The sequence below is a fragment of the Rathayibacter sp. AY1A4 genome, from assembly GCF_002930955.1.
GTDB lineage: Bacteria > Actinomycetota > Actinomycetes > Actinomycetales > Microbacteriaceae > Rathayibacter.
The window spans coordinates 37,230-58,584 of record NZ_PSTN01000004.1; the positions used below are offsets into that span (position 1 = coordinate 37,230).

Genomic DNA, 21,355 nt, shown 5'->3' on the forward strand with positions numbered 1-21,355 from the left:
GGTCCTCGTCCGCTCAGGTTCCTCGCGAGCGTGCTCCCGTAGGCTCCGGGCGACCCTCGACCGACCCCGAGCCGCGTCGCCGCGGACCGAACGGAGCCGATCCCATGAGCCCCCGCCGCCTCTTCCGCCTGCTGTCGATCGTCGAGGCGGTGACCTGGACTCTCCTGATCGTGGGGATGCTGCTGAAGTACGCGGCCGGAGCCGGCGACTGGCCGGTGAGCGTCGCCGGGCCGATCCACGGGTTCGCGTTCCTCGCCTACGGAGCCGCGGCCCTGGTGCTCGCGGTGAACCAGCGGTGGTCGGCGGGCGCGACGGCGCTCGCGGTCGTCAGCGCGGTCGTGCCCTACGCGACGGTCCCGCTGGAGCGCGGCTTCGAGCGCCGCGGCCTGCTGGAGGGACCGTGGCGGACGCACGCGACGGACGACCCGCGCGACCGGCGCGTAACGAGCCGGCTCCTCCGCTGGGCTCTCGCGCGGCCCGTGCTCGCCGGGGCGCTGGTCCTGGCTCTGGTCGCCGTGGTCTTCGCGGCGCTGCTGGTGGTCGGCCCGCCCGGGGGCGGCGAGGCCTGATCCCGCGCGCGGCGTGCCTCAGACGGGGCGCGTCTCCGCGTCGATGAGGATCTCGGCGGCGCGACGCGCGTGCAGGGCGGCCTCCGGGGTTCCGGCGATGGCCGCGGTGGTCTGGGCGCCCTCGGCGAGGATCGCGAGCTGCGCGGCGAGCTCGGCGCCGCCACCCGCCTCCTCGGCGAGGGTCGCGAGGAAGCGCTGGAACGTCTCCTTGTGGTCGCGCGCCATCTCGGCGACCATCGGGTTCGACGAGCCGAGCTCCCCGAAGGCGTTGATGAAGCCGCAGCCGCGGAACGAGTCCTCGGAGAACCAGTCGAAGAGGAAGTCGTAGATCGCGAGCAGCTTGCCGCGAGGTCCGTCCGCCGCGGCGACCCGGGTGGTCACGCCGAGGGTCCACTGCTCGTGCCGGCCGTGCAGGACGGCGACCACCACCGACTCCTTGCTCGGGAACTCCGAGTAGAGGCGCTTCAACGAGACGCCCGCGGCCGTGCGGAGCTCGTCCATCCCGACGGACTGGATGCCGCGCTCGTAGTAGAGCCGGTCGGCGGCCGCGAGGATCGCCTCGCGGGGAGGGCGCTCGTCGAGGATCGGGGACATCCCTCCATGGTAGGCGGTACCAGAACGGGCGTTCTCGGTCGGCTGCCGCGCTCTCCGCAGGGGATCCGGGGGTCGGACGCTGCTGCTAGCGTCGCGCTCGGGTGCGCGGGCGCCCGGGAACGGGAGGCGGACGCATGGTCGTCGCGATGCAGGCCGAGGGATTCGACGGGCCGGAGGCGCTGCGCGCCGTCGAGGTCGATCCAGGGGAGCCGGCGCCCGGCAGGGTGCGGATCGCGGTGCGCGCAGCGGGCGTGAACCCGGCCGACGCGAAGCTCCTGCGCGGGATGTTCGGGCGCGGACGGGTGCCGGTCCGGCCGGGCAGCGAGGTCTCCGGAGTCGTGACCGCGGTCGGCGAGGGGGCCGAGGGGCCGCTCGGCCCGATCAGAGTGGGCGACGAGGTCGTGGCGTTCCGGGTCTCCGGCGGCTACTCCGCCGAGCTGGTCGCGCCCGCGAGCGCGGTCCTGCCCAAGCCCGCCGGGCTCGGCTGGGCGGCGGCCGCGGGCCTGCTGCTGGCCGGGACGACCGCCGACCACCTCGTCGAGGCCACCCGCGTCTCCTCCGGGGAGACCGTCCTGGTGCACGGGGCGAGCGGGGCCGTCGGCTCGCTCGCGGTGCAGCTCGCGGTCGCCCGCGGAGCACGGGTGCTGGGCACCACGAGCGAGCGCGGCGAGGAGGCCGTCCGCCGCTTCGGCGCGGAGCCGGTCCGCTACGGCGCCGGGCTGGAGGAGCGCGTGCGCGCCCTGGCCCCCGGCGGCGTCGACGTCGCGCTGGACACGGCGGGCACCGACGAGGCGCTGGACGCCTCGGTGGCTCTGGTCGCCGACCGCTCGCACATCGCCACCGTCGCCGGCTTCGAGCACGCCGCCCGCCTCGGCGGGATCCTGATGCTCGGCGGCGGACCGGGAGCCGATCCCGGCACCGCGCTCCGCGACGCCGCCCGGCCGGGCCTGCTCGACCGCGCCGGTCGCGGGGAGCTCGAGGTCGTGCTCGGGCCCTCCTTCCCGCTGACCGAGGCGGCCGCCGCGCTCGCCCTCGTCGAGTCGGGCCGCGCGCGCGGCAAGACGGTCCTGCTCCCCTGAACGAGACGTCCTCCCTCGACCTGCCGGCCCTCGGGCCCTTCGACTCAGCCGGCGCCGCGAGCCTCCTCCGCAACCACGCCCTCCCCGGAGTGGAGCGGGTCTCGGCCGACGGCCGGCGCCTGGATCGCCTGCTCACCCTCGACGGGGCGCCGCGGCCGATCGCGCTCGAGGTGACGGAGACCGGGCTGCGGGTGGAGGCGGAGCCGGACGTGCTGACGCCGGCGGCCGCGGTCGTCCGTGCCTGGTTCGACCTCGACTCCGACGTGGTGGCGATCGGCGCCGAGCTCTCGCGGGACCCGCTGCTCGCCCGCTCCGTCGCGGCCCGGCCGGGGCTGCGCGCGACGCAGTACCCGGAGGCGTTCGAGGCGGCGGTGATGGCGGTCCTCGGCCAGCAGGTGTCCGTCGCCGCGGCCCGGACCTTCGGCGGACGCACCGCCGCGGCCTTCGGCGCCCCGGGGGAGCGCGGTCTGCTGGCGTTCCCGGCACCCGCCGCCCTGCTCGCGCCGGAGTTCGAGGCGCTGCGCTCGGCGATCGGGATCACCAACGCCCGGGCGCGGACGGTCCGGGCCGTCGCCGAGGCCTTCGCCGCCGGACCCGTGCTCGACCGCGCGGGCGACCTGCCGGAGCAGCGGCGCGCGCTCCTCGCGATCCCCGGCATCGGGCCGTGGACGGCCGACTACCTCGCGCTCCGGTTCCTCGGCGATCCGGACGCCTTCCCCGCCGGCGACCTGGTGCTGCGGAAGGCGCTCGGCCGGGTGAGCACGGCGGAGGCGGAGGCGGCGTCGCAGGCGTGGCGGCCGCATCGGGCGCACGCGGCGTTCCACCTGTGGGCGAGCACCGGAGCGGTCTGAGCGGGTGGACGACCCGAGTCGAGAGGCCGCGCCCGGACCGGCGGCCGGGACCGGCCGCCGACGGATCAGGTCAGGTACTCGACGTCGTCGTACAGGATCGGCGCGTCCTCGGCGTCCGGATCCTCGACCGGGACGTCCTCGTGCTCGAGGATGACCGCGACGCCCGGGGAGACCAGCACGCAGACCTCGCGCTCGCCTGCGACCGTGAAGCTCACCATGTCGCCGCGGTTGCGCACGGCCTCGACCAGGCGCTTCTCGAGCTCCTCGGTGTCGAGGGAGACGGCGAGGAGGAAGCGGCGGCCGTCGATGCTGAGCGTGGTGCGCCGCATCGTCGCCTCGGGCTCGGGAGGCGTGCCGCGTCCGCCGCGGCCCGGCGTGACCGCCTTGACCCGCAGCGACGATGCGTGCATCCGGATGACGGCGTTCACGAGCCCGCCTCCGGGCGCGACTCGTGATGGCGGCGGCCGCCGGAGCGGCGGTCCTCCTTCATCTCGGACTCGAAGAGGTGGCGGCGTCCGCCGGCGAGCTCGTCGCGCGCGGCGCGCTCCTGCTCCCGGAACGCGGCGTAGTAGGTGTCGTCGTAGTCCTCGACGATCTGGAAGGTCCAGCGCCCCTCGATGACGTTGCGGCCGACGAGCTCGGCCTCGATCCGCTCGGCGGTCGCGGCGTGGCCGGCCTCGCGCAGCGCGTCGACGGCCTCGCCCAGAGCGAGGTCGGCCGCGCCGGTGAGCCGGTGGAAGCCGTAGAGCAGACCGCGGGCGTGCTCGACCGTCTCGAGCGCCTCCGAGAGCTTCCCGAGCGCCGCCACGGTGGCGTCGTCGAGACCCTCCGGGCGCAGGTGCGCGGAGTCGGGGTGGTCGTGTGAGCTGCTCATCCAGGTGAGCTTAGGCCGACCTAAATGCTCTGTGACCCCCTTGCGCCGCCGCCGGGAATGGTTCGTGCCCGGAGCGGCAGGGCGGTCAGGTGCACGTCGCGGAGCGCTCCGTCGTCGGCGACGGCGGTCAGGAAGGTGCAGGCCGGCTGGCGCCTCCGATCCGTCGGGGAGCCCGGATTGAGCAGGCGGAGACCCGCCGGGGAGACGGTGTCCCAGGGGATGTGGCTGTGCCCGAAGACGAGCACGTCGGCACCCGGATGGGCGGCGTCGGCGCGGGTCTCGCGGCCGGTCGCCGCTCCGGTCTCGTGCACCACGCGGACGTCGAGGCCGGCGACGCGGGCGCGCGCGACCTCGGGCAGGCGGGCGCGCAGCGGCTCCGGATCGTTGTTGCCCCACACGGCCAGCAGGAGCGCCGCCCGCTCCTCCAGCGCGTCCAGCGTCGCCTCGTCGACCCAGTCGCCCGCGTGCACGACCAGGTCTGCCTCGTCGACCGCGCGCCACACCTCGTCCGGGAGGGCCTTCGCCCGCTTCGGGAGGTGCGTGTCGGCGAGCAGGAGGAGGCGGACCGGACCGTCGACCTCGGGTGGAGAGCCGTCGGGGCCGGGCTGGAGCAGGGGCATCAGCGGGCGGGGCCGGGCGTCGGCTCCACTCCGCCGTCGGCACCGGGCTCGGTCGCGGTCCCGGAGCTGCGGAGGCGGGCGTCGAGCGCCTCGAGGTCGGCGGCGAACCAGAGGTGGTCGCCGCGGTTCGACTCGACGACGAAGGCCTGCAGCGCGCTCGACTCCGCCACCGGCCCGCTGACGTCGCCGAGGATCACCAGCCGCTTGCCGTACGAGACGAACTTCTGCACGAACTCGCCGGCGATGCCGGAGCGCAGGCGGAGGAACTCGGGGTCGAGCCGGCCGACGGGCACCACGATCGTCTCGACGTCGCCGCCGTAGGTCTCGCCGATCAGCGCGATCGCGTCGTCCGGGGTCGAGAGCGCGCCTCCGTCGTCGTCGACGAGCAGGAGGGGGACGCCCTGACGGGTCTCGGTTCTCATCGGGCCAGCCAATCACGTCGGCCGGGGAGAGGCGAGCAGTGCCGTCCGGGCCTCCGCTCGGGGCGTCCCCTCCTGCGCCGGTCGTGCTTGCGGGGACACGCCGATCAGGCGTCCGGACGGGCTGCCCGCACCGCCGCTACGAGCCCGGCAGCTCGACGCGGCGCTTGAAGCCCACGTGCGAGTCGACGAAGCCCAGGCGCAGGTAGAAGCGGTGGGCGTCGGTGCGGGCGGCGTCCGAGGTCAGCTGGACGAGCGGCGTGCGGAGCTCGATCGCAGCGACGTCCAGCACCCAGCGCATCAGGGCCGTGCCGATCCCCGCCGACCGCTCGGCGCTCGCCACCCGGACCGCTTCGACGAGCAGGCGGGAGCTGCCGCGGCGCGCCATCCCGGGGATCACGGTCAGCTGCAGCGTGCCGACCACGGCTCCGGCGCCGTCCACCGCGACCACGAGATCGTTGCCCGGGTCGTGCGCGATGCTCCGGAAGGCGGCCTCGTAGGCGGCCCCGTCCTCCTCGGCGGCGACGTCTCCGCGCCCGGCGCTGATCGGGTCGTCGGAGAGGAGCCGGACGATCGCGGGGAGGTCGTCGAGCACCGCACGCCGGAGGAGGAGGCTCCTCTCCCCGGGGCCGGCGTCGCAGGGGAGGGTCAGGTCGGCGATCATGCCCTCATCCTCCCGCGGCCGCTCGCTGCTCCACCCCGCGAGCGGTGGTCGGAGGCGGGCAGGACGCGGCTGAGAGCGGCAGGGGGATCCTGGCGTCCGGTCCGCACGTCCACGCGCCGCGTCCCGCAGTCGTCGCAGCGGACGTACACGACGACGCCCTCGCTGGTCCGGTGGGCCGACTCGGTCGTCCAGCCGTGCTCGTGCGGATCGACGGCGGGGGCGAGCGGCTCGGAGGGGTGCGGGGAGGGGGTGGAGGTGCGCATGGGAGCCACTGTGCTGTCATGGTCTTATGCAGCTCAACCCTTACGGCGAGTACGCGGTCCTGCTCGCCGCCTCCCTCGCGAACGACTGGCCGTCCGACCGCGCGGGCATCGAGGCGCGCACGCGCGAGTTCGGCATGACGATGGCCTTCGAGTCCGGCCCGGACGACCACGCCCGGACGCGCGACGTGATCGACGAGTGGCTGGAAGTGGTCGACGCGCCGACTCCGAGCGGCCGGGCGACGTCGCTGAACCGCCAGATGGCCGCGATCGCCGCGTATCCGCGTCTGACCGACCACGACGACGAGGGCTGGCACCTGCACTACCGCGACCAGGACCAGTCCCTGGCGCACGTCCTCCACGCCGTCATCGCGGTCGGCACGGCGCTGCACCTGACGACCCGGGGGATGAGCCGCCTCCTGCGGTGCGAGGCCGGTCGGGCGCCGGGCGACCACTGCAGGAACGTCGTCGTCGACGTGACGCGGAACGGCCGGCAGCGGTACTGCTCCGTCCGCTGCGCGAACCGGGCCGCGGTCCGGCGGCACCGCCTGCGGCACGCGGAGTGAGTCCGCGCGGCCCCGTCACTCCGCCGCGTCGCCGCCCGGCTTCATCCAGAACGGGGAGTAGTGGTAGCCGTCGAGGTCGTCGAACTGGCGCTGGTACATGAAGGAGTAGTCGTCGGTGTCGCCGATCCGGCCTCCCGCGGCGGCGGCCCGCTCGACGAGCTCGTCGACGGCCTCGCGGCTGTCGAGGTCGAACGAGACGGTCACCTTCGAGGGGGTGCCGGGGGCGCCGATCAGCTCCTCGGTGGCGCCGACGCTCTCGTACATCGCGCGGCTCGCCAGCATGACGGACGTGTCGGGACCGATCCCGAAGCAGGAGACGTCCTCGCGGGACATCTCGGCGTTCAGGGTCCAGCCGAGCGCGGTGTAGAAGGCGGTGGCGCGCTCGACGTCGTCGACCGGGCAGGTGATGAAGAGGCTCATGCGCTCACCCTCGCCACCTGCGGGCGGGCCGTCAAGAGCTCCGCGAGGGAACTCCGGACGGCCCGCCGGGACTCAGCGGAACGACCGCAGCCGCAGGCTGTTCAGCACGACGAAGACGCTCGAGAACGCCATCGCGGCGCCGGCCACGAGCGGCCCCAGGAGTCCGGCCATCGCGAGCGGGATCGCGGCCACGTTGTAGGCGAAGGCCCAGAAGAGGTTGCCCCGGATGACCGCGAGGGTGCGGCGCCCGAGGCGCAGGGCGTCGGGCACCCGGCCGAGGTCGTCGCCGACGAGGGTGATGTCGCTCGCCTCGATCGCCGCGTCCGATCCGGCGCCCATCGCGATCCCCACGTCCGCGGCGGCCAGCGCGGCGGCGTCGTTCACACCGTCGCCGACGAAGGCGACGTGGCGGCCCTCCGCACGGAGGCGCTCGATCACCGCGAGCTTCTCCTCCGGCAGCACCTCGGCGACGACCTCGTCGATGCCGACGGCCGAGGCGACGGCCTGCGCCGCCCGCGGGTTGTCGCCGGTCAGCACCATCACCCGCAGGCCCCGCTCGCGCAGGGCGCGGACGGTGCGGGACGCCTCCGGCCTCGGCTCGTCGCGGAGGACCGCGAAGCCGCGCAGCGCCCCCTCCCAGCCGACGCCGACGACGGTGCCGCCCTCGGCGGTCGCTCGCTCGGCGCGCTCGGCGAGACCGCCCGGCGCGAAGCCCCACTGCTCCTCCAGCCAGCGCAGCCGGCCGGCGACGACCAGGCGGCCCTCGACCCGGGCGCGCACGCCGAACCCGGTGCTGGAGCGGAATCCGGTCGCCTCGGGGACGTCGAGGTGCGCGGCCCCGGCCACGATCGCTGCGGCGAGCGGATGCTCCGACCCGCGCTCGACGGCGGCGAGCATCCGCAGGCTCTCGTCGTCGCTGGACTCGACGACCTGGAAGGCGCCGGTGGTGAGCGTGCCGGTCTTGTCGAGCACGACCGTGTCGATCCGGCGCCCGGCCTCGAGCACCTCCGGCCCGCGGAGGAGGATCCCGAGCTGGGAGCCGCGGCCGGTGCCGACGAGGACGGCGGTCGGGGTGGCCAGGCCCAGCGCGCACGGGCAGGCGACGACGAGGACGGCGACGGCGGGAGAGACGGCGGCGGCGAGGTCGGCGCCGGCGATCAGCCAGCCGGCGAGGGTGGCCAGGGCGAGCACCACCACGACCGGCACGAAGACGGAGGAGACGCGGTCGGCGAGCCGCTGGACGCGCGCCTTGCCGGCCTGCGCGTCCGAGACGAGGCGGCCCATCCGCGCGAGCGTGGTCTCGGAGCCGACGCGGTCGACGCGGACGGTGAGCAGGCCGTGGGCGTTGAGCACTCCGCCGGTCACGGTCGAGCCCGGGCCGACCTCGACCGGCACGCTCTCGCCGGTGAGCATGCTCGCGTCGATCGCGCTCGAGCCCTCGAGCACGGTGCCGTCGGCGGCGACGGTCTCGCCGGGGCGCACGCGGAGGAGGTCGCCGACGGCGAGCGAGGACGCGGGCACGCGCTCCTCCTGCCCGTCGGCGGCGACGCGCACGGCGTCCTTCGCGCCGAGGCGGAGGAGCGCCCGGAGCGCCGCACCGGCGTCGCGCTTCGACCGCGCCTCCAGGTAGCGGCCGGCCAGCACGAGGACGGGGACGGCGGCGGCGACCTCGAGGTAGATCTCGTCGTGGCCGGAGCGGCTGCCCAGCAGCTCGAACGGCATGCTCATGCCCGGCCGCCCGGCGTCGCCGAGGAACAGAGCCCAGACCGACCAGGCGAAGGAGACGCTGACACCGAGGCTGATCAGGGTGTCCATGGTGGTGGAGCCGTGCCGCAGCGCCCGCCAGGCGTTGCGGTGGAAGGGGAGCGCGCCCCAGACCGCGACCGGTGAGGCGAGGGCGAGGCACAGCCACTGCCAGTTCGCGAACTGCAGCGGCGGGATCATCGAGAGCAGGACCACCGGCACGGCGAGCAGCGCGGAGACGCGGAGCCGGGTGCGCAGGGCGCGCCGCTCGCGGTCGTCGTCGCTCTGCTCCTCCTGCTCCTCCGTGGGAGCCGCCTCGCCGATGGAGGGGACCGACGCGCTGTAGCCCGCGGCCTCGACGGCGGCGATCGCGTCGGCCGGAGTCGTGCCGGGCGGGAGGGTCAGCGTCGCGCGCTCGAGGGCGAGGTTGACGGTCGCGTGGACGCCGGGGAGCGCGTCGAGGCGCTTCTCGACCCGCGCGACGCAGGAGGCGCAGGTCATCCCTCCGATGGCGAGCTCGAGCGGGGTGCCGGTGGTCTCGGTCACGTCAGCTCAGGGGAGCGAGGCGGTAGCCCGCGTCGGCGACGGCGGCGGCGATCTCCTCGCGGCCGAGCGGCCGGGAGGAGCCGACCGTGACGGTCGAGACCCCGTCGGGGGCGAGGGACACATCGACCGCCGAGACCTCGGGGTAGGCGGCGAGCTCCTCGGTGACGCTGCGGACGCAGTGCTCGCAGGTCATGCCCGCGACGCCGAAGCTCTGCACGGACGCGGCCGACAGGGAGCCCTGCGCCGCGTGGCCGGCGTCGGAGCGGCCGGCGCCGCCGTGGCCGCCGCACGCGCAGGCGCCGCCTCCGCCGCAGCCGCCCGTCGATCCGCTCGCGGTCAGGCCGAGGTCGATCCTGGTGCTCATGGGTCCTCCTGTGTGGTGCGTCCGGTCCGATCCGGTCGATCGGCCCGGTGGGCGTCCGGTCGGCACGCCGGTCGCGGCATACCCCCGGGGGGTACTCCATGGTAAGCCCGCCGAGCCCTCTCGGCAAGGCGGGAGGGCGGAGGAGGGATGATCTCAGGGGCGGCTCGGAGCCGCGCGAGGAGGGAGGGGCGCATGGATCCCGCATCGACGCCGCACTGGGGCGAGCCCCCGCCGCGCACGCCGCCGGCGGTCCCGCTGCCCCCGCGCACGCGGTTCGAGCCGACCGCGCTGCTCGCCGCGCCCCTGCCCGCCCCGGCCGCCGTCCGGGCCCGGGTCCGTCAGGCCGCCCCGGAGCGGCAGCGCCGGCTGGCGGCGCTCGCCGCGGTCACCGAGGGGTTCACCGTCCTGCGCACTCCCGAGCTCGCCCGGGCGCTGCGCCGGATCGCGGCACCCGCCTCCGCCGCTCCGGCCGCCGCCGCCGCAGTGCTGGCCCTCGGCCGCGACGGACTCGAACTCGCCGCCGAGCGCGCGGACGCCCTGCGCATCGCCGAGTGGGATCGGATCGTCTCGGTGGGCGTCGGCACCTCGCCCTCGGGTGCCCACCGGGTCCGCGCGCTGGTCCTGGCGGTCCTCGCGCCGCCGCCCGCCTCCGCCGTCCTGCGTGCGGCGAGGCGGCGCCCGCGCACCGTCCTCGTGCCCCTGGTCGTCGCCGCCCCGGCCGCTCTCGGCTGGCGCGTGGCCGACGACCGCACGTTCCTCCTCGCTCTCGACCGCCTGCAGCGCGCCCTCGAGGAGCGTGCCCGGTGAGGGCGCGGCTCCGCTTCGCCCTCGCGGCCGTCGCCGTGCTCGGCCTGGGCCTGGCGCTGCGGTTCGTGCTCACGGGGCTGCTCGCCGACCTCGCCGGCGGAGTGGCCTACGTCGTGCTGGTGGCGCTGCTGATCGCGGTGCTCCTGCCGCGCATACCGGGCGTGACGGCTGCCGGGATCGCGCTGGCCTGGTCGATCGCGATGGAGCAGCTGCAGGCGATCGGAGTCGCGGCGCGCCTGGTCGAGCTGTGGGCGCCGCTCCGCCTCGTCGTCGGCACCACCTTCTCCTGGCTCGACATCGCGGCCTACGTCCTCGGCGCGGTCGTCGCCGCGGCCGTGCACCTCGCCGTCGCTCCGCGCGAGCAGTCCGCCTGACGGGAGGCCGCGCCCCCCCGTCTTCTGTTCGCCCGTCGGCCGGGCTGCCGCGGGGCGTCCCGGCGTCCGCCGAGGCGCCGGCCTCGCCCACCGGACCGCCGAGGTGTTCGTGCGCTCCCCGAGGCGCCGCCGTCCCCGCGGTGCCTCGCCGGCGGACGCGGTGCCTCGCCGGCGGACGCGGTGTCTCGGCGGAGGAGCGACGCCGGCCGCCGGAGCGGCGCGGTCCCTCCGTCCCCGCGCCCCTGATTAGGGTGAAGCCATGAGCGAGCCGGCACTCCCCGAGACGACGGCCCCGCGGGCCTCGGCCCCGCACGACCACCGCCGCGACCGGCGCATCCCCGAGCCGGTCGACCGGTTCGCCACCGGCGAGGAGTACCCCGAGTACCGCGTCGACCTGGAGCGGATCCGCTTCTCGCCGTACTTCGCCCGACTCTCCGCGGTGACCCAGGTCATCTCGCCCTCGGGCGTCGGCCAGGTCGTGCACAACCGGCTCACGCACTCGATCAAGGTCACCGCGGTCGCCCGCGCGATCGCGATGCAGCTGACCACCACCGATCCCGCCCAGCGCGAGCTGGTCGAGCGGCTCGGCGGCTGCGACCCGGTGGTCGTGCAGGCCGCGGCCAGCGCGCACGACCTCGGCCACCCTCCGTTCGGCCACCTCGGCGAGCAGGCGCTCGACCGGCTCGCGCGCGAGCGGCTGGGGCTCGCGGAGGGCTTCGAGGGCAACGCGCAGTCGTTCCGGATCCTCTCCGAGCTCGACGTCTGCGAGACGGTGGAGGTGGGGCTGAACCTCACCGCCGCCTCCCGTGCCGCCGTGCTCAAGTACCCGTGGGGGCGGACGGTCCACCGCCCCGGCATCGACTCCGCCGACCCGACCGAGCTGCCCCGCGGCTCGACCGCCAGCCGGTGGGAGACCGCTCCGCCGAAGTTCTCGGCGTACACGCTCGACCTCGACGACCTGCTCGACGCCCGCTCCGGCTTCGCCGCGATCGCCCCCTGGCAGCAGACCCTCGAGTGCTCGGTGATGGACGTCGCCGACGACATCGCCTACTCGCTGCACGACCTCGACGACTTCTACCGCGCGGGGGTGCTGCAGCAGGCGGCCGTCGCCGTGGAGTTCCGCGCGTTCCTCCGCGAGCAGAACGCGCTCGCCGCCCTCGACGCCGAGGAGCTGTGGGCGCGGGCCCCCGGGCACTCGCTCGAGATGCTCCGCCGGAGGCTCGTGGCCCGCGACCCGTGGATCGCGAGCGACGAGCACTTCCGCGCCTCCGTGGAGCGGGTGTCGACCGAGCTGGTCGAGGGGCTCCTCGCGCTCCCGTTCGACGGATCGACGCGCACCGAGCGCGCGATCGAGGCGTTCGTCTCCTCCTGGATCGGCCGTCTGCAGCGCTCCGTGGTGGTGCTCGCCGAGCCGAACGTCCGCTCGGGCCACCTCTCCCTCCTCCCCGACGCCTGGCACGACGTGGCCGTGCTGAAGTTCGTGCACACCCGCTTCGTGATCGACCGGCCGGACTTCGCCACCTACCAGCGCGGCCAGTCGCAGGTGCTCGAGACGCTGGTGACCCACCTCGACGCCTGGCTCGAGGACCCGCGCGACGGCTCGCGGGCTCCGCAGAAGCTGCTCGACCTGATCGAGCTCGCGACCGACGGCTACTTCCGCCTGCGCGCCGACCACCCCGACTGGCTCCCGGCGGACGAGCGCGGCCGGCCGACCTCCGACCCGGCCGCGCTGCAGCGGCTCGGCCGGGGGCGCGGTGTGGTCGACTACGTCGCGACCCTGACCGACGAGCAGGCGATGGCGCTCGCCGCCCGCCTCCGCGGCGATCGCGAGCCGTGGGCGATGGGGACCTGACGCCCCTGCGGGTGGGTTGACACCGCGCGTCGCGTGTGGCCTCGGCGGCTCCTCGCCCGTCGTTCCGGGTGAGGAGCCCCCTCCGGGCCGCCGAGGACGCGTTCCGCGACCGCCCAGCGGGCGTCCAGGAAGCGCAGCCTGAACGACAGCGTAAAATCACGGAGGCACATGCCAGGATCGACAACTCGACAGGGAGTTCCGTTGGACGGAAACGCAACGACCACGCACCGCAACGTCGCATTGCTGTCCGTCGCGACCACGCTGGCTCCGCGCGTGACCACCTCGGCCGAGATCGAGGCCCGGCTCGCTCCGGCGCTCAAGCGCCTGCGGCTCCCCACCGGGCTCCTCCAGCGCGTCGCCGGAGTGCACGAGCGCCGCAACTGGGGCTCCGAGCAGGGCTTCGACGGAGCGGCGATCGACGCGGGCAAGCGCGCTCTCGCCGAGGCCGGCGTCCGCGCCGACCAGATCGGCCTGATCATCAACACGTCGGTGACCCGCAAGCACCTCGAGCCCTCGGTCGCCGTGCGCCTGCACCACGGGCTCGGCCTGCCCTCGTCGGCCATCAACTTCGACATCGCGAACGCGTGCCTCGGCTTCGTCAACGGCATGACCCTCGCCGCGCAGCTGATCGACTCCGGCCAGATCCGCTACGCGCTCATCATCGACGGCGAGGACGCCGACGAGATCCAGGTCAACACCATCGAGCGCCTGAGCCGCGAGGGCGTCAAGCGCAAGGACTTCATGAGCGAGTTCGCGAGCCTGACTCTCGGCTCCGGCGCCGCCGCGGCCGTCCTCGGCCCGGCCGACGAGCACCCCAAGGGCCACCGCATCCTCGGCGGCATCACCCGCGCGGCCACGCAGTTCAACGAGCTCTGCGTCGGCAGCGTCGACGGCATGTTCACGGACGCGAAGGCGCTGCTCAAGGGCGGCATGGAGCTCGTCCTCTCGGCGTGGAAGGAGGCCACCCGCGACTGGAACTGGAGCGGGATGGACCGCTACATCACGCACCAGGTGTCGGACGTCCACACCGACGCCCTGGTGAAGGCCGTCGGCATCGACCGCAGCCGCGTCCCCACGACCTACCCCACCCTCGGCAACGTCGGCCCGGCGTCGATCCCGATCACCCTGGCCCAGGAGGCCGAGACCCTGCAGCCGGGCAACCGGGTGCTGCTCATCGGAGTGGGCTCGGGCATCAACACCGCGATGCTCGAGATCGCCTGGTGACCGCGCCCCACCCGGCTGAGCGGATCCGCGGAGCGCTCGGCTCCACGGCCGCGGCGCAGCTGCCCCCGGCCGGGCTCGACGGGCTCGATCCCGCGTGGTCGCGCCTCGTCGACGCTCCGGACGCCCAGGGCGTGCCGCGTCGCTGGCACCTGCTCGACACGGGTGGGGCCCTCGGCACGGAGCCCGTCGGCACCGTCCTCTGCGTGCACGGCAACCCCACCTGGTCGTACCTCTGGCGCCGCCTCGCGGCCGCCACGCTCGAGTCGGCCCGCCACGGAGGCCCCGCCTGGCGGGTGGTCGCTGTCGACCAGCTCGAGATGGGCTTCTCCGAGCGGACCGGCGCCCTGCACACGCTCGCGGACCGTGTTCGCGAGCTCTCCAACCTCACCGACGTGCTCGGCCTCGACGACGTGGTCACCCTCGGCCACGACTGGGGTGGAGTCGTCTCGCTGGGCTGGGCGGTCGACCACCCGGAGCAGCTGCGCGCCACGATGCTCCTGAACACCGCGATCCACCAGAGCGCCGACGAGCCGATCCCGGCCCCGCTCCGGCTCGCGCTCGCCTCGGGTGTGCTCGGCGCCTCGACGGTCGGCACGCCGGCCTTCCTCGAGACGACCCTCGCGCTGGGGCACCCGGCGCTGCCCTCCGCGGTGAAGGAGGGGTACCGCGCGCCCTACCGGTCCGCGTCGCGCCGCGGCGGAGTGGGCGGCTTCGTCGCCGACATCCCGGTCGACTCCGCGCACGCGAGCGACCCGGAGCTGCAGCGCATCGCCGAGGGCGTCAGCGCCCTGACGACGCCGGCCCTGATGCTCTGGGGCCCGCTGGACCCGATCTTCTCCGACCGCTACCTCGACGACCTCGTCGACCGCCTCCCGCACGCGCAGGTCCACCGCTACGAGGGAGCGGGCCACCTGGTGGCCGAGGACGTCGACTACGCGTCCGCCGTCCTCACCTGGCTGGGCGACCTCTCCGACGGCGAGGAGCCGTTCGGCGGCGACCCCGCCCCCGACGTCCGCCGCCCGACCGCGCCGGTCGAGCCGCTCTGGGCGCACCTCGACCGCAACGCGCAGGACGACTCGCTCGCCCTGGTCGAGATGGCGCCTCCCGGAGGCGGCGGGCCCCGCTCGGTCTCGTGGCGCCTGCTCTCGCAGCGGGTCCGCGAGCTCGCCGCCGGGCTCCGCGCCTCCGGCGTCTCCCCGGGCGACCGCGTCTCGCTCCTCGTGCCGCCCGGCGCCGACCTGACGGCGCTGCTCTACGCGTGCCTGCGCATCGGAGCCGTCGTGGTCGTGGCCGACGCGGGCCTGGGCCTGCGCGGTCTCACCCGCGCGGTCCGCGGCGCCTGGCCGGATCTGGTGGTCGGCGCCCTGCCCGGCCTCGCCGTCGCGCGGGCCCTCCGCTGGCCCGGCGGCCGGGTCTCGACGCAGACACTGCCCCGCGCCTCCGCCTCGGCTCTCGGGGTCGACACCTCGCTCGGGCAGCTGATCGAGCTCGGCCGCGCCGAGCTGGCCGCCGACCCGGAGGCGCTGGGCGAGGCGCCCGCCGCCGACGCCGTGGCCGCGATCCTGTTCACCTCCGGCTCGACCGGCCCCGCCAAGGGCGTCGTCTACACGCACCGCCAGCTCGCCGGCGTCCGCGACGCGCTCGCCCGCCAGTACGGGATCGGACCGGGCACCGGCCTCGTCGCGGGCTTCGCGCCGTTCGCCCTGCTGGGCCCCGCGCTGGGCACGCGCTCCGCGACTCCGGACATGGACGTCACCGCGCCCCGGACGCTCACCGCGGCCGCCGTCGCCGCGGCCGCCGCCCGGGTCGACGCGACCGTGCTGTTCCTCTCGCCGGCCGCACTGGCCAACGTCGTGGCCACCGCCGGCGCGCTCGACGCCGACGACCACCGGGCCCTCGCCGGCGTGCGCACCTTCCTCTCGGCCGGCGCCCCCGTCTCGGCGGGACTGCTCGGCGAGGCGCAGGCGCTCATGCCGAACGCCTCCGCCCGCACTCCCTACGGCATGACCGAGGGGCTGCTGCTCACCGACGCGTCGCTGGAGGGCATCCGCGAGGCCGCTTCCGACGACGATCCGCGCGGAGGCGTCTGCGTGGGCGTGCCCGCCGCGGGCGTCCGGCTGCGGATCGCCCCGCTCGACGCCGACGGCCGCGCCGCGGACGAGCCGGAGGAGATCACCGGCACGACCGGCGAGATCGTCGTCTCGGCCGGTCACGTCGAGGACCACTACGAGCGCCTCTGGCTCACCGACCGCGCCGCCCGCGTCGGCGCCGTCCCGGGCGAGCGCTGGCACCGCACCGGGGATGTCGGGCGGATCGACTCCGCCGGCCGCCTCTGGGTCGAGGGCAGGATGCCGCACGTCGTCGTCACGCCCGACGGTGTGGTCACGCCGGTCGGACCGGAGCAGCGGATCGAGGCGCGCGTGGCCTCGATCGCCCGCGCCGCGATCGTCGGAGCCGGCCCGCGCGGAGTCGCGCAGCTGGTCGCCGTGGTCGAGCTGCGCTCGGGCGCGCGCCGCGTGGTGCTGGCCGAGGAGGCCCTCGCCGCCGAGGTGCGCGCGGCCGTCGGCCGGCCCGTCGCCGCGGTGCTCGTCGTCCCGGCGCTGCCCACCGACATCCGCCACAACTCCAAGATCGACCGGGCCGCGCTCTCGCGCTGGGCCGAGGGCGTGCTCGCCGGCGGCCCGATGGTGGCTCCGTGAGGGTCCTGGTCACCGGCGCGAGCGGCCTGCTCGGCGGTGCGGTGGCCGCGGGCCTCGTCGCCCAGGGGCACGAGGTCCGCACCTTCCAGCGTCGGCCCTCCGGGGTCGTGGGCGTCGAGGAGGCGCGGGGCTCCCTGACCGATCCGCGCGCGGTCGAGGAGGCCGTCGACGCGGCCGAGGGCGTCGTGCACCTCGCCGCGAAGGTCTCGCTCGCCGGCGATCCTGGCGACTTCGACCGCGTGAACATCGACGGTACCCGGCGTCTGCTCGCCGCCGCCGCCCGCGCCGGCGTGAGCCGCTTCGTCCAGATCTCGTCGCCCTCCGTCGCCCACTCCGGCTCCTCGATCACCGGCGACGACGCCGAGCCCGCCGATCCGGACCGGGCCCGCGGCGACTACGCGCGCACCAAGGCCCGGGCCGAGCTGCTGGCCCTCGCGGCCGACGCCCCCGGCTTGGCGGTGGTCGCCGTGCGCCCGCACCTGGTCTGGGGTCCGGGCGACACCCAGCTCGTCGCCCGCATCGTCGAGCGGGCGCGCGCCGGCCGGCTGCCGCTCCTCGGGCACGGCCAGGCGCTGATCGACTCCACCTACATCGACAACGCCGCCTCGGCGATCGTCGCTGCTCTCGGGCGGGCGGAGGAGGTGCACGGCCGCTCCTACGTCGTCACCAACGGCGAGCCGCGCCCGGTCGCCGAGCTGCTCGCCGGGATCTGCCGCGCCTCGGGCGTCGAGCCGCCGCGCTGGTCCGTCCCCGCCTCCGTCGCCCGCGCTGCGGGCTCGCTCGTCGAGCGCGTGTGGGCCGTGCGGCCCGGCGCCGATGAGCCGCCGATGACCCGCTTCCTCGCCGAGCAGCTCTCGACCGCGCACTGGTTCGACCAGCGCCGCACGCGCGCCGATCTGCAGTGGAGCCCGTCGGTCACCCTCGACGAGGGTCTGGCGCGCCTGTCCGCCGCCCGCTGAGGCGCCGGGTCCGGAGACGACGGAACGGACGGGACCCCGTCGCCGAGGCGAGGGGGTCCCGTCCGTCCGGGGCTCCCGCGACGGATCGCGGGAGGGGAGCCGAGGTCAGTCGGCGAGGATGAGATACAGCGCGCGACGGGTCTCGTCGAGCTTGGCGGACGCGGCGGCGCGCTGCGCCTCGGTCGCTCCGCGGAACTGCTGCACGACGCCCATCAGCTTGCCGACGTTCTCCATGAAGGCGCGATCGGCGTCGCTCGCGCCGGGGGTGGCCTCCCAGGCCGCGTCGAGCTCGTCGGCGTGCTCGCGCACGTAGGTGCCGCCCGCGTCCGTGAGCTGGTACTCGGTGCCGCGGCCCTCGCCGACGGCCGTGATGAGGCCCTCGTCGACGAGCTGCTGGAGGGTGGGGTAGACGGAGCCGGGGCTGGGACGCCACGATCCGTTCGTCTTCTCGGCGATGGCCTTGATCAGGCCGTAGCCGTTCGAGGACTTCTCGGAGAGGAGGGAGAGGAGGGCCGCGCGGACGTCACCGCGTCGGGCGCGTCCTCCGCCGCGGCCGAAGGGGCCGCCGAAGCCGGGGCCGAAGCCCGGGCCGAAGCCGAAGCCGGGCCCGAAGCCGCGGCCGTGACCGCCGGGTCCGCGGCGCTGTCCGCGGCCGGGGTGCTCGTGGCGGGAGGAGTGGTCGCCGTCGCACGAGTCGCGGCGGTCGTCGGAGAAGAAGGTCCTGGAGTTCATGGGTGTGCTGCTCTCTGTCGTGAGGGGATCCCTTTCGATCGGATCCGGTCGCCCGTCGGGAGCGGCTGTTTCCGATCTGTCGGCGATGCAGTAACGATATATCGGTGACGGATCGGATGTCAACACCTGAACTGCCCGTAGCCTGGGAGCTCCCCGTCGATCGAGAGGTCCCGCATGCCGCTTCCCGACTCCGAGCTCGAGGCGTACCTCGACTCCTCCCTCCTCGCCGGGGACGTCCTCACCGGCCGCGCGAGCAACCTCGGCAACCTCCGCGGCCTCGCCGCCCGCGAGCCCGCGCACCTCTACGGGGTGGACGTGGCCGAGGACTGGACGCTCGAGAGACTGCTCGCGCTGATGGGGGAGCGCGTGGGGATCAGCACCGACCCCTCCTTCGAGAGCGGGCAGGACCGGATCGACGCCCGCCTGACGGTCGCGGGGCTCGCCCGCTACCGCGACCGGTTCGCCGCCGCTGTCCGCGAGGGGGCGCTCCTCCTGTTCGCCACCGCGCACCCCGCGACCCTGATGGACGTCTACCGCCGCTTCGCTGCTGCCGCGACGGAGCGGGGCGCTCGCGTGATCGACGTGAACGCGCTCCCGTTCGCCGCCCCCGACAGGATCCGCGTTCCTCTCGCGGACGAGCACCAGGCCCTGTGGTGCACCGGCGGGGTCACCTGCGTCTACCGCGGGGGAGGGCTGCAGCACACGCACTCGCCGGAGCCGATGGACGCGCTGCTCGACCGCCTCGACGAGCTCGGCATCCGCCCCGACCTGGTCGTCGCCGACCACGGCTTCGCGGGCGCGGCCGGCCGGCGGGGGCTGCCGGTCATCGCGATCGCCGACTGCAACGACCCGGCGGTGTTCGTCGCCGAGGCGCAGGGCTCGATCGAGGTGGTCGTCCCGATCGACGACGGGCTGGCCGTCCATCTCTACGAGCCGGTGATCGACTTCGTCCTCCGCGCCCTCTCGGAGCCCGCGCGCACCTGACGGCTCGTAGAATCGCCTTCGGCTCGTCGCGATCCCGGATCCGACGGGCCGACCGTTTTCGCGAGTCCCCGCGCTCGCCCACCACTGCAGACGGAGCATCCGTGACCCAGCCCCACGACGGCCTCCTCCCGCGCTTCGCCGTCGGCGTCGACATCGGGGGGACGTCGATCAAGGCGTCCCTCGTCGACGTCACCACCGGCGAGCGGGCGGCTCGGCGCTTCGCGGTCGCGAACCCGCTGGGCAAGGAGCCCGAGGACTTCGCCGAGGCGATCGCCGGCATCGTCCGGGACGTCTCGCCGATCGCGGGCACGCCCGTGGGCGTCGGCTTCCCCGGGATCGTCCGCGGCGGCGTCGTCCGCCAGACCACCCACGTCTCGCAGCGCTGGGTCGGGCTCGACGCGCAGGCCCTCCTCTCGGAGGCGACCGGGGTCGACGTCGTCGTCGTCAACGACGCGGACGCGGCAGGAGTCGCCGAGCGCGAGTTCGGGGCCATGCGCGGACGCGAGGGCCTCCTCCTGCTGACCACCCTCGGCACCGGCATCGGGACGGCGCTCGTCCACGAGGGCGTGGTGATCCCCAACTCCGAGCTCGGTCACCTGCACATCGACGGTCCCGACTTCGAGCCGAAGGTCGGCTTCTCGGCCGTCCGCCGCGAGGGCATCACCCTCGAGGAGTGGGCGGGTCGCCTCAGCGTCTACTACCGGCACCTCGAGATGCTGCTCTCGCCGCAGCTGTTCGTGATCGGCGGCGCGGCGGCGCACGTCTTCGACGAGTTCGCCCGCTTCCTCGACATCGGCACCGAGATCGTCCCCGCCCGCTTCGGCAACGACGCCGGATTCACGGGCGCCGCGATGGTCGCCGTCTCGCCCGACCGCCTCGCGCCCTGGTACCGCTCCACCCGCGGCGCCCGCCTCGACCCCGGGGCCCCCGCCATCGCCGACTGACCCCCTCCCTGCACCGAGGGAGCCCCGACCCGTCGAGGTAATCCGGCGGAGCGGGGTCCCTCAACGGTCCGGGGTTCCCTCAGCGGGCCGACAGGCCGCGGTAGACGGCGTCCAGCCGGGCGGCGGCGGCCGGCCAGGAGTGGGCGGCCGCCCAGTCGACGCCGCCGCGGCCGAGACGCGCCAGCTCACCGGGCGAGCCCAGCAGGGTCAGGATCGCCTCGGCCCACGCCGCGGGGGAGTCGGAGTCGAGCAGCACGCCGCTCCCGCCGTCGCGCACCGCGTCCACCAGGCCGGTCGTCCTATGCGCGAGCACGGGAGTGCCGCTGCCGGCCGCCTCGAGCGCGATCAGCCCGAAGGTCTCGGCCGCCGAGGGCACGAGCGCCAGCTGCGCGCTCCGGAGCCGCTCCGCCACCCGGTCGCGGTCGGCGGCCCCCTCGATCAGCACTCGATCTCTCAGCGGAGCCGCCGCGGCGCGCACCGCGTCGAGGTAGGACTCCCGGCCCGGTGCCGCCCCGCCCACCAGCCGCAGCACCGGCCGCTCCGCCGGCGCCATCGCCGCGAGCGCCTCGACCGCCAGCAGCTGGCCCTTGAGCGGCTGCACCCGGCCGACCAGGACGACTCCGGAGCGCTCGCCGCCGCCCGGGCGGAACCGCGCGTCGACTCCGGGCGGCACCACGACGACCCGGTCCGGATCCGCGCCGTACCCGCTGACGACGTCCTCCCGCTCCGAGGCGCCCGCCACCACGATCGCGTCGGCGGAGGCGAGCACGGAGCGCTCCGCGTCGATCCGCTGCTGCGGCTCCGCGACGTCGCCCGGGGCGAGCCGGGCGTTCTTCGCGAGCGAGCCCGAGTGCATCGAGTGCACGTGCGGCCTGCCGGTGAGCGCCCCCGCGAGGCCCGACACCCAGTAGTGCGAGTGCACGACGTCGGCCCCCTCCGCGGCGCGCGCGAACTCCGGCGCCGCGGCTGCCAGCGCGTACTTGTCGCCCGCCGGCACCGGCACGCCGACCACCCGCACACCCGGCGCGAGCATGCGGACGCCCTCGCCGCGGGTCAGCACCTCGATCTCCCAGCCGAGCGCCGCCAGCTCCGGGAGCACCGCCGCGAGGTACACGTTCATCCCGCCCGCGTCGCCCGTCGACGGCTGCTCGAGCGGGGAGGTGTGCGCCGAGACGACGGCCAGACGGGGCATCCCTCCATCGTAGGGACGG

Annotated in this window: 24 protein-coding genes; 12 read left to right on the forward strand and 12 right to left on the reverse strand. The window is 75.4% G+C overall.

Going from position 1 to position 21,355, the window contains the following annotated elements; all coding sequences use genetic code 11:
• Positions 1-104: 104 nt before the first annotated feature.
• Entirely contained in the window at positions 105-569 is a 465-nt protein-coding gene (locus tag C5B92_RS03800) for a DUF3817 domain-containing protein (RefSeq protein ID WP_104225947.1), read from the forward strand.
• Between the two features lie 18 nt (positions 570-587).
• Here the strand turns inward: C5B92_RS03800 and C5B92_RS03805 are convergent, their stop codons facing one another.
• The gene (locus C5B92_RS03805; protein ID WP_104224170.1) at positions 588-1,163 is read right to left on the reverse strand and encodes a TetR/AcrR family transcriptional regulator; all 576 of its coding nucleotides are present in this window, start codon (positions 1,161-1,163) and stop codon (positions 588-590) included.
• Between the two features lie 134 nt (positions 1,164-1,297).
• On the opposite strand from C5B92_RS03805, the gene C5B92_RS03810 reads away from it, so the two are divergent.
• Together C5B92_RS03810 and C5B92_RS03815 are read left to right on the forward strand one after the other, a co-directional pair.
• The gene (locus tag C5B92_RS03810; protein ID WP_258061249.1) at positions 1,298-2,242 is read left to right on the forward strand and encodes an NADP-dependent oxidoreductase; all 945 of its coding nucleotides are present in this window, start codon (positions 1,298-1,300) and stop codon (positions 2,240-2,242) included.
• A gap of 20 nt (positions 2,243-2,262) precedes the next feature.
• Entirely contained in the window at positions 2,263-3,093 is an 831-nt protein-coding gene (locus C5B92_RS03815) for a DNA-3-methyladenine glycosylase (RefSeq protein WP_258061256.1), read from the forward strand.
• Between the two features lie 65 nt (positions 3,094-3,158).
• Here the strand turns inward: C5B92_RS03815 and C5B92_RS03820 are convergent, their stop codons facing one another.
• From C5B92_RS03820 to C5B92_RS03845, 6 genes are all read right to left on the reverse strand, one after another.
• On the reverse strand, positions 3,159-3,521 hold the full coding sequence (locus C5B92_RS03820; protein WP_104224172.1) for a hypothetical protein: 363 nt from the start codon (positions 3,519-3,521) through the stop codon (positions 3,159-3,161).
• The gene (locus C5B92_RS03825; protein ID WP_104224173.1) at positions 3,518-3,967 is read right to left on the reverse strand and encodes a hypothetical protein; all 450 of its coding nucleotides are present in this window, start codon (positions 3,965-3,967) and stop codon (positions 3,518-3,520) included. The genes C5B92_RS03820 and C5B92_RS03825 overlap by 4 nt, the downstream gene beginning before the upstream one ends.
• A 20-nt stretch (positions 3,968-3,987) precedes the next feature.
• Positions 3,988-4,587 carry a metallophosphoesterase gene (locus C5B92_RS03830; RefSeq protein WP_104224174.1) on the reverse strand — a complete coding sequence of 200 codons (600 nt, stop codon included), beginning with the start codon at positions 4,585-4,587 and terminating at the stop codon, positions 3,988-3,990.
• Positions 4,587-5,009 (reverse strand): DUF4180 domain-containing protein, encoded by a 423-nt coding sequence (locus tag C5B92_RS03835; RefSeq protein ID WP_104247004.1) that lies wholly within the window; start codon positions 5,007-5,009, stop codon positions 4,587-4,589. Before C5B92_RS03835 ends, C5B92_RS03830 begins: the two co-directional genes overlap by 1 nt.
• Before the next feature lie 136 nt (positions 5,010-5,145).
• Positions 5,146-5,670, reverse strand: coding sequence for a GNAT family N-acetyltransferase (locus tag C5B92_RS03840; RefSeq protein ID WP_104254874.1), 525 nt, complete (start codon positions 5,668-5,670; stop codon positions 5,146-5,148).
• The gene (locus C5B92_RS03845; protein ID WP_104254873.1) at positions 5,667-5,933 is read right to left on the reverse strand and encodes a hypothetical protein; all 267 of its coding nucleotides are present in this window, start codon (positions 5,931-5,933) and stop codon (positions 5,667-5,669) included. The genes C5B92_RS03840 and C5B92_RS03845 overlap by 4 nt, the downstream gene beginning before the upstream one ends.
• Positions 5,934-5,959: 26 nt before the next feature.
• Between C5B92_RS03845 and C5B92_RS03850 the strand changes: the two genes are divergently transcribed.
• Positions 5,960-6,496 carry a CGNR zinc finger domain-containing protein gene (locus C5B92_RS03850; protein WP_104350086.1) on the forward strand — a complete coding sequence of 179 codons (537 nt, stop codon included), beginning with the start codon at positions 5,960-5,962 and terminating at the stop codon, positions 6,494-6,496.
• 15 nt (positions 6,497-6,511) lie between these two features.
• On the opposite strand, the gene C5B92_RS03855 is transcribed toward C5B92_RS03850, so the two are convergent.
• From C5B92_RS03855 to C5B92_RS17600, 3 genes are all read right to left on the reverse strand, one after another.
• Positions 6,512-6,916 (reverse strand): VOC family protein, encoded by a 405-nt coding sequence (locus tag C5B92_RS03855; protein WP_104233450.1) that lies wholly within the window; start codon positions 6,914-6,916, stop codon positions 6,512-6,514.
• A gap of 72 nt (positions 6,917-6,988) precedes the next feature.
• Positions 6,989-9,205, reverse strand: coding sequence for a cation-translocating P-type ATPase (locus C5B92_RS03860; protein ID WP_258061250.1), 2,217 nt, complete (start codon positions 9,203-9,205; stop codon positions 6,989-6,991).
• Between the two features lies 1 nt (position 9,206).
• The gene (locus C5B92_RS17600; RefSeq protein WP_104350087.1) at positions 9,207-9,569 is read right to left on the reverse strand and encodes a heavy-metal-associated domain-containing protein; all 363 of its coding nucleotides are present in this window, start codon (positions 9,567-9,569) and stop codon (positions 9,207-9,209) included.
• Positions 9,570-9,761: 192 nt separating this feature from the next.
• On the opposite strand from C5B92_RS17600, the gene C5B92_RS17155 reads away from it, so the two are divergent.
• The 6 genes from C5B92_RS17155 to C5B92_RS03890 all read left to right on the forward strand — a co-directional run bounded on the left by C5B92_RS17155 (position 9,762) and on the right by C5B92_RS03890 (position 17,484).
• Complete coding sequence (locus C5B92_RS17155) at positions 9,762-10,376, forward strand: hypothetical protein (RefSeq protein WP_181028728.1); 615 nt, start codon at positions 9,762-9,764, stop codon at positions 10,374-10,376.
• Positions 10,373-10,750 carry a DUF2809 domain-containing protein gene (locus C5B92_RS17160; protein ID WP_181027128.1) on the forward strand — a complete coding sequence of 126 codons (378 nt, stop codon included), beginning with the start codon at positions 10,373-10,375 and terminating at the stop codon, positions 10,748-10,750. Before C5B92_RS17155 ends, C5B92_RS17160 begins: the two co-directional genes overlap by 4 nt.
• Before the next feature lie 259 nt (positions 10,751-11,009).
• Positions 11,010-12,602, forward strand: coding sequence for a deoxyguanosinetriphosphate triphosphohydrolase family protein (locus C5B92_RS03875; RefSeq protein WP_104233447.1), 1,593 nt, complete (start codon positions 11,010-11,012; stop codon positions 12,600-12,602).
• A 168-nt stretch (positions 12,603-12,770) separates the two neighbouring features.
• On the forward strand, positions 12,771-13,826 hold the full coding sequence (locus tag C5B92_RS03880; RefSeq protein ID WP_104224183.1) for a 3-oxoacyl-ACP synthase III: 1,056 nt from the start codon (positions 12,771-12,773) through the stop codon (positions 13,824-13,826).
• Positions 13,823-16,525, forward strand: a complete 2,703-nt coding sequence (locus tag C5B92_RS03885) for an alpha/beta fold hydrolase (RefSeq protein ID WP_258061251.1) — start codon at positions 13,823-13,825, stop codon at positions 16,523-16,525. The genes C5B92_RS03880 and C5B92_RS03885 overlap by 4 nt, the downstream gene beginning before the upstream one ends.
• Positions 16,522-17,484, forward strand: a complete 963-nt coding sequence (locus C5B92_RS03890; protein ID WP_104350088.1) for an NAD(P)-dependent oxidoreductase — start codon at positions 16,522-16,524, stop codon at positions 17,482-17,484. The genes C5B92_RS03885 and C5B92_RS03890 overlap by 4 nt, the downstream gene beginning before the upstream one ends.
• A 105-nt stretch (positions 17,485-17,589) precedes the next feature.
• Here the strand turns inward: C5B92_RS03890 and C5B92_RS03895 are convergent, their stop codons facing one another.
• On the reverse strand, positions 17,590-18,216 hold the full coding sequence (locus C5B92_RS03895; RefSeq protein ID WP_104224185.1) for a PadR family transcriptional regulator: 627 nt from the start codon (positions 18,214-18,216) through the stop codon (positions 17,590-17,592).
• Between the two features lie 174 nt (positions 18,217-18,390).
• Here C5B92_RS03895 and C5B92_RS03900 point away from each other — a divergent pair, with 174 nt between their 5' ends.
• Both C5B92_RS03900 and C5B92_RS03905 read left to right on the forward strand, forming a co-directional pair.
• Complete coding sequence (locus tag C5B92_RS03900; protein WP_104272803.1) at positions 18,391-19,200, forward strand: phosphatase; 810 nt, start codon at positions 18,391-18,393, stop codon at positions 19,198-19,200.
• A gap of 101 nt (positions 19,201-19,301) precedes the next feature.
• On the forward strand, positions 19,302-20,144 hold the full coding sequence (locus tag C5B92_RS03905; protein ID WP_258061252.1) for an ROK family protein: 843 nt from the start codon (positions 19,302-19,304) through the stop codon (positions 20,142-20,144).
• A gap of 79 nt (positions 20,145-20,223) precedes the next feature.
• Here C5B92_RS03905 and C5B92_RS03910 read toward each other — a convergent pair whose 3' ends face one another.
• Positions 20,224-21,336, reverse strand: a complete 1,113-nt coding sequence (locus C5B92_RS03910) for a glycosyltransferase (RefSeq protein WP_104350089.1) — start codon at positions 21,334-21,336, stop codon at positions 20,224-20,226.
• Between the last annotated feature and the right edge of the window lie 19 nt (positions 21,337-21,355).